Raw genomic sequence first — 13,758 nt, 5'->3', positions numbered from 1 at the left:
TGCTCCACCGCGTCAAGCAAGAAGGCCCGCAGCGATGCGGGCCTTTTTGTTTGCCTGGCAATTAACAGGGTGATGCTGTCGGCCTCTTCGCGAGCAAGCCCGCTTTGGCATGCATTTCAAATGGTGGGAGCGGGCGTGTTCGCGAAAGTGATCATGCCGTCGCCACTGCTCCATCAGGCTCGACGACAGCCACCAGCCCCTCCTTCATCCGCTTGGCATCGCGGACAAAACATCGCGAGGCCAAAAACAGAAACACCATCGTCAAAAACAGCGCCACCGGAATCAGGTACATGGCGTCATGCAAGCCAACGGCTTTATAAGCCTCGGTCATTTGCTCTGCGCCCTCGGCCAACATCGCCGTGTGCGCAAAATGATCCGACAACCCGCCAACCACCACCGGCCCCAAACCACCGCCCAGCAGGTACAACCCGGCAAAGAACAACGCCATCGCCGTCGCTCGCAGACGCGGTTCGACCACGTCCTGTATTGCTGTGTACACACAGGTGTAGAAGTTATAGGCAAACAGCCAGCCGACGCTGAACACCGCGACAAACACCCCTATTTCGATTCGCCCGGCATGCAGTGCCCACGCCGTGCACAGGGTCGAGATGATCAGACTGAACCCCGCGAACAACAGTCGGCCACTGGCCACCCGCTGATGAATCTTGTCAGCGATCCAGCCGCCCAGCGTCAGGCCGATCAACCCGGTGACGCCGACGATCAATCCCGTCGCCACCGCCGCATCCTGCAATGGCATGAGGAAATAGCGCTGCAGCATCGGCACCAGGAACGAGTTACAGGCATAAGTGGCGAAGTTGAAGCACAACCCGGCCATCACCAGCCACAGAAAAGTCGGAACCGCCAGAACGCGACGGATCGGCTTGTCGACTTTCGCTTGGGAAACCTGCACGGCTTCCGCTGCGCCGCGCGCGGGCTCCTTGATGAAAAACATGAAAATCGCGAGAATCAGCCCCGGTACGGCGGCGATGAAGAACGGCGCCCGCCAGCTATCGAACGCCTTGACCATCGCGCCAATGGTGAAGAATGCCAACAGCAGCCCCAATGGCAGACCCAGCATGAAGATGCCCATGGCCCGCGCCCGACGATGGGCGGGGAACAGATCGCCAATCAGCGAGTTGGCCGCCGGCGCGTAACTCGCCTCGCCGATGCCGATGCCCATGCGCACGATCAGAAAGCTCCAGAAACTGCCGACCAATCCGTTGACGGCGGTCAATGCGCTCCACGTCGCCAGGCCCCAGCCCATCAGTTTGCTACGCGAACCCGTGTCGGCCATGCGCCCTAAAGGCAGGCCGGCGACGGCATAAACGATGGTGAAGGCTGTGCCGATGATCCCCAACTGAAAATCACTGAGGTGCCATTCCATACGGATCGGCTCAATGATGATCGCCGGGATGGTGCGGTCGAAGAAGTTGAACAGGTTGGCAAGGAACAACAGGAACAGAATGCGCCAGGCATTCGCCGCTTGGGTCGAGTTCTGCATGGGTCCGTCTCTTTATTGTTATGGGGCTTCACTGCCGACGCAACCGAGCCCGGAACCTGCAATCTAGTCAGCCGTGCAGGGGCTGTCTGTGATCATTCGTGTGCCTGATATCGAGCCATGGCACTGTAACGAAACGTAAGCTCTTGATAACGCTGCAATCCCCCGAAAACAGGGGCTTTTGGCGAAAAAACCTGCCACAAAAAAATAGTTCCGCGCCCCCCTTCCCAAGTCCGTGGCGAAGCATAGAATGGCCGCCGGATCCGTCCGGATCTTCCGATCAATCCCTTTGATACCCCCGCCCATGTCCGAAGTCAGTCCGTGTCTGAATTGCGGTGCCTGCTGTTCCCATTTTCGCGTGTCTTTCTTTTGGGGTGAGTGCTCATCCTCTGGCGGTACAGTTCCTGATGAACTGGTTACACAAATCACCCCAAGCCGGGTGGCAATGATCGGCACTGACCGCAAATCACCGCGTTGCATCTCGCTGGCTGGCGAAATCGGCAACGCGGTGCAATGCACGATCTACGACAAACGTTCGAGCCCCTGCCGCGAGTTCGAGGCATCTTGGGAAAACGGTGAACAGAATACCGATTGCGACGCCGCCCGCGCCCGCTTCGGCCTGCCGCCCTTGCAACAGGGCTGGAGCGAAATCCCATTGGAAAAGATCGCCTGACACTTAGCGCCAATCGCTATTGCGGTAATTCCGAAATCATTACAGCCAATGTGCCACTACGGCTTCTACAGCAAAAACCGCCTCTATACTCCAGACATTCGCCTGCGTTAACCGCGCGGTAGTGACGACTTCAGAGACGGGGCATGCTATGGAGTGGCTTGGTTTGCAGTTTGTTACCGAGCTGCCGGAGAGCGGGCAGGTCATACTCAATGGCACATACAACCCCTTGCTGATGCTGGCGGCCTATCTGGTCGCTTGCGCCGCGAGTTTTGCCACCCTGGACATGGCCGAACGAGTCGGTCATGCCGAAGACCCGGGCTCGCAGCGGGTGTGGCGCTGGATCGGTGCGACCTGTCTGGCCGGCGGCATCTGGGCCATGCACTTTATCGGCATGCTTGCCTTCCAGGCCCCGATCGACATCCACTACGACCTGCCGATCACCCTGTTTTCACTGCTGATCGCCTTGCTCGCCTCCTGGCTGGCGATGCACACGTTGGGCGAGGCGCAACCGAGCCTGGTGCACTGCCTCAAAAACGCCCTGCTGATCGGGCTCGGCATCGCCGGTATGCATTACGTTGGCATGGCAGCCATGAAATCGAATGCCACCCTCTACTACCAGCCGTTCCTGTTCGTGCTGTCGATCGTGATCGCCATGGGGGCCAGCTTCGCTGCGCTGTGGGTGGCGCGCTATCTGCGCGACGGCAGTGGCCTGTTTCATCAGATGCTCAAGTACGGCGCCGCGCTGATCCTCGGCGCAGGCATTTTCGGTACGCACTTCACGGCAATGGCCGCGCTGAAACAGGTCTTGGCGCCGGGCAGCGTTCCGTTCCTGCCAGCGCAAACCAACCACCTGCAATTGGGCCTGACCGTGGCGCTGATCATCTTGCTGATCCTGGGCAGTGCAATCAGCGCCGCGCTGGCCGACAGGAAACTGCAGAACAAGGAACACGACCTGCGCCGGGTCAACGCCCTGCTCAGCCAACTTGATCAAGCGCGTATGTCGCTGCAACAAGCGGCCAACTACGACGCCCTGACCAACCTGATCAACCGTCGCGGCTTCAACCAGATCTTCGCCGAGAAACTCAGCCAGAAAACCACCGAGGGCGGCATGCTTGCGGTGATGTTTCTCGACATCGACCACTTCAAACGCATCAACGACAGCCTCGGTCACGACGCCGGCGATGCACTGCTCAAAGTGATTGCCAATCACATCAAAGGCTCAGTGCGCAGCCATGAAGATGTCGTCGCGCGTTTTGGCGGAGATGAGTTTTGCATCCTGATCGGGCTGAACGACCGTGAAGAAGCCCGCAACATGGCTCAACGCATCATGCTGAGAATGAAAGAGCCGATCGAGCTGGCCGGACGGCGCATGGTAATGACCACCAGCATCGGCATCAGCCTGTATCCCGACGACGGTTCCACCTGCGAGGAACTGCTCAAGCACGCGGATCTGGCGCTGTATCAATCCAAAGGCGCGGGGCGCAATGGCCTGCATTTTTTCAATTCCAACCTGAAAAGCCGAGCCAGCATGGAGCTGCAACTGGAGGAAGAACTGCGCCAGGCGTTGGGTGAAGAAAACGGTCTGATGCTGTATTACCAACCGATTTTCGAACTGAAAACCGGTCGGGTCACCAAACTCGAAGCGCTCATCCGCTGGCAGCATCCGTTACAGGGTCTGCTGACGCCGGACCGTTTTATCAGCATCGCCGAAAACAACGGTCTGATCGCCGAACTGGACAATTGGGTGCTGCGCCGGGCCTGCAAGGACCTGGGCGAGTTGTCGCGCCATGGCTGCGAAGCGTTGAAAATCGCCTGGAACTGCTCGCCGCTCAACCTCACACGCGAAGCGTTGGCTGACGAAATCGAAAGCGCGTTGCGCGCGGCAGGTGTCGCGCCGGAGCGCCTGGAACTGGAAGTCACCGAAAACGCCCTGATGGGCAACATCGCCAACACCCTCGTGCTACTGCGGCAGATCCGTGCCCTGGGCGTGTCGTTGTCGATCGACGATTTCGGCACCGGTTATTCATCGCTGGCCTACCTCAAGCGCCTGCCGCTCAACACCCTGAAGATCGACCGCTCCTTCATTCTCGACATCCCCAAAGCCACGGCGGACATGGAGATCGTCCAGGCGATCATCGCCATGGCGCACACCCTGCATTTGCAGGTGGTCACCGAAGGCGTGGAAAGCCTGGCGCAGTACGAATTCCTCGAGCGTTCGGGCTGCGATTTCATTCAGGGCTACCTGCTCAGTCGTCCGGTACCAATGGACGAACTGCGCCCGGTACTGGAAGAAATCAATCAGCGCAAACATTCGCCTGGGGTCAATCCGTTGATTCTGGCGCGCGGTACATTTGCACCAGCGTCGCAGGATCTTTCTCCAGAAAGCCTTGCGCCCCATGCAGGCGCATCAGTTGTGCGGCCAATCCGCTGATCGGCGTCGCCGAACCCTGCTCGCGAGAGAATTTCACCGCCGTGTCGAGATCCTTGAGCAGCGTGCGCACATGCCATTTGATCGGTTCGAAACGGCTTGCAGCCATTTGCGGGGCGAGGATCTGCAACGGTTTGGAGTCGGCAAAACCACCGGCCAGCGCTTCGGCAATCAGGCTTGCATCGACCCCGGCCTGTTCGGCCAGCGCCACCACTTCGGCGATCACCAGTGCATTGCAGGCGACGATCATCTGGTTGCAGGCTTTGGTCACCTGTCCCGCACCGATGCCGCCCATGTGCGTAACGCGTTGACCGAGATTGAGCAGCACCGAGCGCACACGCGCAAGGTCCGCCGCATCGCCACCGACCATGATCGCCAGACTGCCCGCCTCGGCGCCGACCACACCGCCGGACACCGGTGAGTCCATCCAGCGCATACCGGTTTTGTCTGCCAGTTCAGCCGCCATCTCACGCGTCGCCGTCGGTTCAAGGCTGGAAAAGTCCACCAGCAACTGACCGTGCTTCGCGCCCTCGACAACGCCGGCCGGGCCGAACACCACCTCACGCACCACCGCCGTATCCGCCAGGCACAGCATCACCACCTCGGCGTGTTCGCACAGCTCGGCCGGGCTGGCGACTTGTAGGGCACCGGCGTCGACCAGCGCCGCGCACTTGGCCGGATTGCGATTCCACACCGTCAGCGGATAACCCGCCGCCAACAGGCGCCGACACATCGGCAGGCCCATCAGACCGATTCCGCCGAATCCCAACGAAGGTAGCGTTGACATCATTTAGCCTCCTTTTGATTAAAGATCGCCGAATAATGGCCGATTCATCATCGATCAGGAAAGGATTCCCCCCAGCGACAGTCAGGCCAAATCCCTGGCGCTCGGGCTCAATTCGCGCAAAAAAGACGCGAGATCTTATTCCGTGAGGTTCGCTGACATTGGTTATCGAGCCGACCCAGTCCAGGTATATGGCGCACAATGACTTCTAAAAACAATCCCGCCACAGCGGTATCCGATCTGACCGCGAGCCCCGCTGCGAACAGCCCGTCATCGTCCAAGCCATTGGTTCCCTCGCGCCCGCTGTCGACCCAGCAATACCTGTACTTCACCGAAACCAATACCGACCGTATCCTGGACAACCTCGACGGCCTGCGTGATCTGGTGTTCCCGCGTCCGCCACACCTTGAAGGCGACAACGAGCAGCACAACGATCAGGAATTTCCGTCGGTGTGCCTGATCGGCCTCGGTCGCTGCGGCTCCAACATCGCCCTCGATGTCGCTGAGCTGGTGTACAACGCGCGCAAGTTCTATCTCAACGAATTCAACAACGAAGATCGCCTGTCGCCGGACAAGCGCTACGCCGAAAAGGGCTACAGCCCGGCTCAGTGGATCAAAAACAACCTGCGGATCGGCCCGAACAAGGCGAGCAAACCGGTGTTCCTGGTTGAGCCGCTGGTGATGCTCGGCGACCTCGACAAAGACATCGCCGGGCGCATCCGCTTCTCGCGCAAGGGCGAGAAAAGCGGCTTCCTGCGCGACTACAGCAAAATGAAGATCATGGACTTGTCTGAAGTCCACGCCGGTGGCGCCGGTAACGCGCCGATCCTCGGCCAGTACCTGGCCAAGATCATCCTCAACAAGGACACCCAGCGTTTCTCCAGCCCTGACTGGAAAATGATCCACTCGTACCTGATCGACAGCTGCGGCATCAAGGCCAACCAGTCGCGTCTGTACTTTTCGATCTTCAGTGCCGGCGGCGGTACCGGTTCGGGCATGGCTTCGGAATTCGGCCTGGCCCAACAGCACTCGTACATGAACAAGACGTTCGACACCAAGCCGATGGACGAGCATGACGGCAAGAGCGGGCATTCGTTCGTGTTCGAGCCGATCTTCACCAGCGGCATCTGCGTGCTGCCGAACATCTCCGACCACCGCAGCGAAATGTCCGAGGCGCTGCACATCAACGCCGGTCGCTTGCTGTGCAAATACCTGTCGGAAGAATGGGATTTCTCCTACAACTTCGCCAATGAAGACAGCAGCGAAGCCAGCGTCATGGGCCGTATCCGCCCATGGAACGCAATGATGCTGATCTCCAACGACATCATGCGTTACGCCGAAGAAAGCGATGACGGCAACATCCAGAACATTGATGTCAATGCGATGGAGAAGCACGCCAACCAGTACATCTCGCAGCAGATCTTCAACATTCTGACGGCGCAGGCGGTCACGACTGACTACGACCAGAACTATTTCCGCCGCGCCGGCATCGACATCGGCGAAACCATTCGCCTCGACGCCAACGACCTGTTCATGAGTCTGGCCGGCCCGGTGGCGATTGCCTATGCCGAATCGGTGGTGCCGGAAACGCCGCCGCCGAGCAGCGACAAGTTCAAGGTGTTCGACAAAGAACCACAGCGCCTGAACATCGACGATCTGTTCTTCCGCTCGATCGACCTGCCGCACTTCAACAAAGTGACCCAGGCGATCGAGGGCATCAGCTTGCTGCCGATCGAATCCAAGCGTTATCGCGCCTCGCTGGAGCAGTACAAGAACTCCGGCTACGACGCCGCCGCGCTGCACGACCTGCACTTCTTCAAGAACTGCTCGTCGGTGGTCTCGATCGTTTCGCTGCCAAAAGACTACAAGCTGTCGTACATGGACCTGAACCGGTTGAAGACCCACCTCAACAGCCTGTTCCCCAACACCACGCTCAAGCGCTACGCACTGGTGATCGGTGCCTCGGCCAACTTGTCGCTGACCACCCTCATCGCCAAGAGCCCGTGCCTGTCGGATGACTTCCTGACGCTGATCGTGGCGTTCATCAAGCGCTGCTTTGCGAAAAACCCGTACCGTTTCGACGAGACGCTGGACAATTCGATCCTCGACTTCATCATCCATGAGGACTTCGACGAAGACCGCATCGATGAACTGCTCAACGAGTTCGAGAACCCGGCGAAGATCCTCGACACCAACTGGTACGCGATCAAACCGATGTATGAGAAGAAGTATCGCGAGTTGATCAACGACAAAGAGAAGTTTGTCTCGATCAACGATATTCGCCTGTCACGCGATTGCGTGAAGAAGGCGATCAAGTACCTGCGTGAGATTTATCGTCACCGGATTGGCAAGACCAAGGTTATTTCCCTCAATAGCCATACCGGCAAGTCGTTCACGGTCTGATCCAGAACCGAGTCGCCCCTTTCGCGAGCAAGCCCGCTCCCACAGGGGAATGCATTCCAAATGTGGGAGCGGGCTTGCTCGCGAAGAGGCCCTCAAGTTCACTGAACATCTCAACCTTTCCAACATCCAGAAACAATTAAGCAGCCGTTAGGCTGCTTACTAAACTGTTCCCGTTACGTTTACGTCACCGTGATGCCACCCTCGCTTGTGGCCTTTCTTCACGGCAACGTGCCATCACGCTACTCGGCTACACACTTTTCGCTGACGACCGTCCGCACCATCAAGGTGCGACATCAGTGGCAAGCGCCCTTTCCTGGATCAGAATCCACGGTGAAACCACCACCGCCCAGAGCGCCGGGTCACGCTCGAAAATATCCAGTGCCCGCGTTTCAGACAGCTTGGCGACCTTGTCTTCGGCCAGCCAGGCAGCCACTTTGGCACCATCGTCCGAGGCCACGGCCTCGGCAGCGGCGATCAAATCAAGGCTTGGGTCGACCCACAATAGGGCACCCTTGGCAAAGAACGGCTCCAACTCTTTCCAGGTGATAGATGCGGTTTCACCAAGCAGCTTGGCATAGAGGGTGCTAGGTTCTTGATTCATGGGAACTGTCCGGAAAAGAAATCGACGCGAATGATAACGTCGGTGGTCCGCCAGCAAAACCCGGTAGCAAATCGCTTCACCGAACGAAAAGAGCAGGAACGCCAAGGAATGCTGCTGATTGGGATATATGCCCACGACCGCCCCGCCGCAATTCTGTCTTTTTCATTCAAAAATGCGACACCCTCAGGTTTTGTCCCTCGGCGCCCGCTTCCCAGGCTTACAACCGGCGCTCTACACTGTACCGGTACAGTTGCCGGGGGCATTTTCCGGAGGGTATCGCAAAGATATCTGACCCGGTTCTGCTGCTACGGCGCCAGAACTCAAAAAAATTACAACAGTAAGAGTGGAGCACTATGACAAAGGCTACTAAGCAGATTTCCAAACTGTTTGCCGCTATGGTTCTGGCCGGTGTTGCCAGCCATTCGTTCGCAGCTGACACCATCAAAATCGGTATCGCCGGTCCTAAAACCGGTCCAGTAGCCCAATACGGCGACATGCAGTTCAGTGGCGCGAAAATGGCCATCGAACAGATCAACGCCAAGGGCGGCGTCGACGGCAAGAAGCTCGAAGCCGTTGAATACGACGATGCCTGCGATCCGAAACAAGCGGTCGCGGTCGCGAACAAGGTCGTCAACGACGGCGTGAAGTTCGTGGTCGGTCACCTGTGCTCCAGCTCCACTCAGCCTGCTTCGGACATCTACGAAGACGAAGGCGTGATCATGATCACCCCGGCTGCCACCAGCCCGGAAATCACCGCCCGTGGTTACAAAATGGTCTTCCGCACCATCGGCCTGGACAGCGCCCAGGGCCCTGCCGCCGGTAACTACATCGCCAAGTTCGTCAAACCGAAAGTCGTCGCTGTTCTGCACGACAAGCAGCAATACGGTGAAGGCATTGCCACCGCCGTGAAAACCACGCTGGAGAAGGATGGCGTGAAAGTCGCCGTGTTCGAAGGCATCAACGCCGGCGACAAGGATTTCTCCTCGATCATCGCCAAACTCAAGCAAGCCAACGTCGACTTCGTTTACTACGGCGGCTACCACCCAGAGCTGGGTCTGATCCTGCGTCAGTCCGCTGAAAAAGGCCTGAAAGCCAGGTTCATGGGTCCGGAAGGCGTGGGTAACGACTCCATTTCGCAGATCGCCAAAGACGCTTCCGAAGGTCTGCTGGTAACCCTGCCGAAATCCTTCGACCAGGATCCGGCCAACGTCGCCCTGGCTGATGCCTTCAAGGCGAAGAAAGAAGACCCGAGCGGCCCGTTCGTATTCCCGTCCTACTCGGCTGTTGAAGTGATTGCCGGCGGTATCGCTGCCGCCAAGAGCGAAGACACTGCCAAAGTGGCTGAAGCCATCCACGCTGGCACCTTCAAAACCCCGACCGGCGATCTGAGCTTCGACGCCAAGGGCGACCTGAAGGACTTCAAATTTGTGGTTTACGAGTGGCACTTCGGCAAACCAAAAACTGAAGCTTCGCCTCAGTAAGGCCCTGCCTGACTGACTGCCAATAAAGCCCACGGCGTGCCGTGGGCTTTGTTTTACGAATGTATGGGCCGCGCTGGCGTGATCCGCCAGTCTCCCCACCTGAAAATCTCAAAACCGTCATCAGCGGTTCGCTGGCAAAACCCGGATTCGAAGTGGATAAAGATCCACGGGGCCGGGCGGGAAAATGACTCCACCAGTGAAATGCGTATCAGGTTTTTAGGAGCGTTGTAATGCCTGACCTCTATCACTTCTTCCAGCAGCTGGTTAATGGTCTGACCATTGGCAGCACGTATGCCCTGATTGCCATCGGCTATACGATGGTCTACGGCATCATTGGAATGATCAACTTCGCCCATGGCGAGGTGTACATGATCGGTTCCTACGTGGCGTTCATCGCCATCGCCGGGCTGGCCATGATGGGAATCGACAACGTCCCGCTGTTGATGACCGCTGCTTTCATCGCGAGCATCGTCGTGACAAGTTCCTACGGTTACAGCATCGAACGGATCGCCTACCGCCCCCTGCGCGGCAGCAACCGTTTGATTCCGCTGATTTCCGCCATCGGTATGTCGATCTTCCTGCAGAACACGGTTCTGCTGGCGCAAGACTCCAAGGACAAATCCATCCCCAACCTGATTCCGGGCAACATTACTTTCGGGCCAGGTGGCGCACATGAAGTGCTGATTTCCTACATGCAAATCGTGGTGTTCGTGGTGACCCTCATCGCCATGCTCGGCCTGACGCTGTTCATCTCCCGCTCTCGCCTGGGTCGCGCCTGCCGCGCCTGCGCCGAAGACATCAAGATGGCCAACCTGCTCGGCATCAACACCAACAACATCATCGCCCTGACCTTCGTCATTGGTGCTGCGCTGGCGGCCATCGCGGCCGTGCTGCTGAGCATGCAATACGGCGTGATCAACCCGAACGCCGGTTTCTTGGTCGGCCTCAAAGCCTTCACCGCTGCGGTACTGGGCGGCATCGGCAGCATTCCCGGCGCCATGCTCGGCGGGCTGGTGCTTGGGGTGGCGGAAGCCTTTGGTGCCGATATCTTCGGCGACCAGTACAAGGACGTCGTGGCTTTCGGCTTGTTGGTTCTGGTGCTGTTGTTCCGTCCGACCGGCATTCTGGGCCGTCCGGAGGTTGAGAAAGTATGACTAGGAATCTTAAACAGGCGCTGTTCAGCGCTTTGCTGGTGTGGGCTGTGGCCTACCCGGTACTGGGTCTGAAACTGACCATCGTCGGCATCAACCTTGAAGTGCATAACACCAGCCCGGCCATTCTGGCGACCATCGCCATTTGCTCGGTGCTGATGTTCCTGCGTGTGCTGTTCAACCAGCAGATCAGCAAGGCGTGGAAGTCCTCGCCCGGCATGCCGCTGATCCCGGCCAAGGCCAGTAACTTCCTGACCCTGCCGACCACCCAACGCTACATCATCATCGCGCTGATCCTTGGCGCGCTGGTCTGGCCGTTCTTCGGCTCCCGTGGCGCGGTGGACATCGCAACGCTGATCCTGATCTACGTGATGCTCGGCCTTGGCCTGAACATCGTGGTCGGTCTGGCCGGTCTGCTCGACCTGGGTTACGTCGGCTTCTACGCCGTCGGTGCCTACAGCTACGCGCTGCTGTCGCACTACTATGGCCTGAGCTTCTGGATCTGCCTGCCGATTGCCGGCCTGATGGCGGCGACGTTCGGCTTCCTGCTGGGCTTCCCGGTATTGCGTCTGCGCGGTGACTATCTGGCAATCGTGACGCTCGGCTTCGGCGAGATCATCCGTCTGTTCCTGCGTAACCTGACCGACATCACCGGTGGCCCGAACGGCATCAGCAACATCGAGAAGCCAACGTTCTTCGGCCTGACCTTCGAACGCAAGGCGGCAGAAGGTATGCAGACCTTCCACGAGTATTTCGGCCTGCAGTACAACTCGATCAACAAGGTGATTTTCCTGTACCTGGTGGCGTTGCTGCTGGCACTGGCCGCGCTGTTCGTCATCAACCGCTTGCTGCGCATGCCGATCGGTCGTGCATGGGAAGCGCTGCGTGAAGACGAAATTGCCTGCCGCGCGCTGGGTCTGAACCCGACCGTGATCAAGCTTTCGGCGTTTACGCTGGGGGCCGCGTTCGCCGGTTTCGCCGGCAGCTTCTTCGCCGCCCGTCAGGGCTTGGTAACGCCGGAATCGTTCACCTTCATCGAGTCGGCGATCATCCTCGCCATCGTGGTGCTCGGTGGCATGGGCTCGCAACTGGGCGTGATCCTCGCGGCCGTGGTGATGATCCTGTTGCCGGAAATGATGCGTGAGTTCAGCGAGTACCGCATGTTGATGTTCGGTGCCCTGATGGTGTTGATGATGATCTGGCGTCCACAAGGTCTGCTGCCGATGCAACGCCCCCACATGGAGCTGAGCAAATGAGCCGCGAGATCCTTAAAGTCGAAAATCTGAGCATGCGCTTCGGCGGCTTGCTGGCGGTCAACGGCGTGGCGCTGACGGTGAAGGAAAAACAGGTGGTTGCACTGATCGGGCCGAACGGCGCGGGCAAGACCACCGTGTTCAACTGCCTGACCGGTTTCTATCAGCCCACCGGCGGCAGCATCCTGCTTGACGGCGAGCCGATTCAGGGCCTGCCGGGTCACAAGATCGCCCTCAAAGGCGTGGTTCGTACCTTCCAGAACGTGCGACTGTTCAAAGACATGACGGCGATCGAGAACCTGTTGATCGCTCAGCACCGTCACCTGAACACCAACTTCCTGTCCGGCCTGTTCAAGACCCCGGCGTTCCGCAAAAGCGAACGCGAGGCGATGGAGTTTGCCGAGTACTGGCTGGAAAAGGTCAACCTCAAAGAGTTCGCCAACCGGAGCGCCGGCACCCTGGCCTACGGTCAGCAACGTCGTCTGGAAATCGCCCGCTGCATGATGACCCGCCCGCGGATCCTCATGCTCGACGAACCGGCCGCCGGCCTGAACCCAAAGGAAACCGAAGACCTCAAGGCGCTGATCAGCGTGCTGCGCGAAGAGCACAACGTGACCGTGCTGCTGATCGAACACGACATGAAACTGGTCATGAGCATTTCCGACCATATCGTCGTGATCAACCAGGGCACACCTCTGGCTGACGGCACGCCGGAACAGATCCGCGACAATCCTGAAGTGATCAAAGCCTACCTGGGGGAAGCGTAAATGCTGCAGTTCGAAAACGTTTCCACCTTCTACGGCAAGATCCAGGCCCTGCACAGCGTCAACGTCGAAGTCCGTCAGGGCGAGATCGTGACCCTGATCGGCGCCAACGGTGCCGGCAAGTCCACGCTGCTGATGACGCTGTGCGGCTCGCCGCAAGCCCACAGCGGCAGCATCCGCTACATGGGTGAGGAACTGGTCGGCCAGGACTCGTCGCAGATCATGCGCAAGAGCATCGCGGTGGTGCCGGAAGGTCGTCGGGTGTTCGCCCGTCTGACCGTTGAAGAAAACCTGTCCATGGGCGGCTTCTTCACCGACAAGGGCGACTATCAGGAACAGATGGACAAGGTTCTCGGCCTTTTCCCACGCCTGAAAGAACGCTTCAACCAGCGTGGCGGCACCATGTCCGGCGGCGAACAGCAAATGCTCGCCATCGGCCGTGCGCTGATGAGCAAGCCCAAACTGCTGCTGCTCGACGAGCCGTCGCTGGGCCTGGCACCGATCATCATCCAGCAGATTTTCGACATCATCGAAATGCTGCGCAAGGACGGTGTGACGGTGTTCCTGGTCGAGCAGAATGCCAACCAGGCTTTGAAAATCGCTGATCGTGCGTACGTTCTGGAGAACGGCCGCGTAGTGATGCAAGGCACCGGTGAAGCGCTGCTGACCGACCCGAAAGTACGCGAGGCGTATCTGGGCGGTTGAGGCCTTTCGCGAAACAG

At 58.7% G+C, this 13,758-nt stretch carries 11 protein-coding genes; 8 read left to right on the top strand and 3 right to left on the bottom strand.

Annotated elements, in window-relative coordinates; genetic code table 11:
- Positions 1-151: 151 nt before the first annotated feature.
- Positions 152-1,501 carry a spinster family MFS transporter gene (locus tag AACY02_RS02850; RefSeq protein ID WP_339430659.1) on the bottom strand — a complete coding sequence of 450 codons (1,350 nt, stop codon included), beginning with the start codon at positions 1,499-1,501 and terminating at the stop codon, positions 152-154.
- A gap of 301 nt (positions 1,502-1,802) precedes the next feature.
- Between AACY02_RS02850 and AACY02_RS02845 the strand changes: the two genes are divergently transcribed.
- Both AACY02_RS02845 and AACY02_RS02840 read left to right on the top strand, forming a co-directional pair.
- Entirely contained in the window at positions 1,803-2,171 is a 369-nt protein-coding gene (locus AACY02_RS02845; RefSeq protein ID WP_339430767.1) for a YkgJ family cysteine cluster protein, read from the top strand.
- Positions 2,172-2,319: 148 nt separating this feature from the next.
- Positions 2,320-4,602: a putative bifunctional diguanylate cyclase/phosphodiesterase gene (locus AACY02_RS02840; RefSeq protein WP_339430658.1), complete on the top strand. Its 2,283-nt coding sequence runs from the start codon at positions 2,320-2,322 to the stop codon at positions 4,600-4,602.
- Here the strand turns inward: AACY02_RS02840 and AACY02_RS02835 are convergent.
- The gene (locus AACY02_RS02835; RefSeq protein WP_339430657.1) at positions 4,493-5,389 is read right to left on the bottom strand and encodes an NAD(P)-dependent oxidoreductase; all 897 of its coding nucleotides are present in this window, start codon (positions 5,387-5,389) and stop codon (positions 4,493-4,495) included. The genes AACY02_RS02840 and AACY02_RS02835 overlap by 110 nt on opposite strands.
- 195 nt (positions 5,390-5,584) lie before the next feature.
- On the opposite strand from AACY02_RS02835, the gene AACY02_RS02830 reads away from it, so the two are divergent.
- On the top strand, positions 5,585-7,786 hold the full coding sequence (locus AACY02_RS02830; protein ID WP_339430656.1) for a hypothetical protein: 2,202 nt from the start codon (positions 5,585-5,587) through the stop codon (positions 7,784-7,786).
- A 280-nt stretch (positions 7,787-8,066) separates the two neighbouring features.
- Here AACY02_RS02830 and AACY02_RS02825 read toward each other — a convergent pair whose 3' ends face one another.
- Complete coding sequence (locus tag AACY02_RS02825) at positions 8,067-8,387, bottom strand: DUF2288 domain-containing protein (RefSeq protein WP_339430655.1); 321 nt, start codon at positions 8,385-8,387, stop codon at positions 8,067-8,069.
- A gap of 353 nt (positions 8,388-8,740) precedes the next feature.
- On the opposite strand from AACY02_RS02825, the gene AACY02_RS02820 reads away from it, so the two are divergent.
- From AACY02_RS02820 to AACY02_RS02800, 5 genes are all read left to right on the top strand, one after another.
- The gene (locus AACY02_RS02820) at positions 8,741-9,868 is read left to right on the top strand and encodes a branched-chain amino acid ABC transporter substrate-binding protein (protein ID WP_339430654.1); all 1,128 of its coding nucleotides are present in this window, start codon (positions 8,741-8,743) and stop codon (positions 9,866-9,868) included.
- A gap of 230 nt (positions 9,869-10,098) precedes the next feature.
- Positions 10,099-11,022, top strand: coding sequence for a high-affinity branched-chain amino acid ABC transporter permease LivH (livH, locus tag AACY02_RS02815; RefSeq protein ID WP_221731425.1), 924 nt, complete (start codon positions 10,099-10,101; stop codon positions 11,020-11,022).
- A complete protein-coding gene (locus AACY02_RS02810) occupies positions 11,019-12,275 on the top strand; it encodes a high-affinity branched-chain amino acid ABC transporter permease LivM (protein WP_221731426.1) in 1,257 nt (418 codons plus the stop codon). Before livH ends, AACY02_RS02810 begins: the two co-directional genes overlap by 4 nt.
- Positions 12,272-13,039 (top strand): high-affinity branched-chain amino acid ABC transporter ATP-binding protein LivG, encoded by a 768-nt coding sequence (gene livG, locus AACY02_RS02805; RefSeq protein ID WP_339430653.1) that lies wholly within the window; start codon positions 12,272-12,274, stop codon positions 13,037-13,039. Before AACY02_RS02810 ends, livG begins: the two co-directional genes overlap by 4 nt.
- Positions 13,040-13,741: an ABC transporter ATP-binding protein gene (locus AACY02_RS02800; RefSeq protein ID WP_008082262.1), complete on the top strand. Its 702-nt coding sequence runs from the start codon at positions 13,040-13,042 to the stop codon at positions 13,739-13,741.
- Positions 13,742-13,758: the final 17 nt, after the last annotated feature.

The organism is Pseudomonas sp. EA_65y_Pfl2_P78, assembly GCF_963970495.1.
Classification (GTDB): Bacteria; Pseudomonadota; Gammaproteobacteria; order Pseudomonadales; family Pseudomonadaceae; genus Aquipseudomonas; species Aquipseudomonas baetica_A.
Note: the sequence above shows the minus strand (reverse complement) of the source record. Positions and strands in the feature narration are given on the sequence as shown.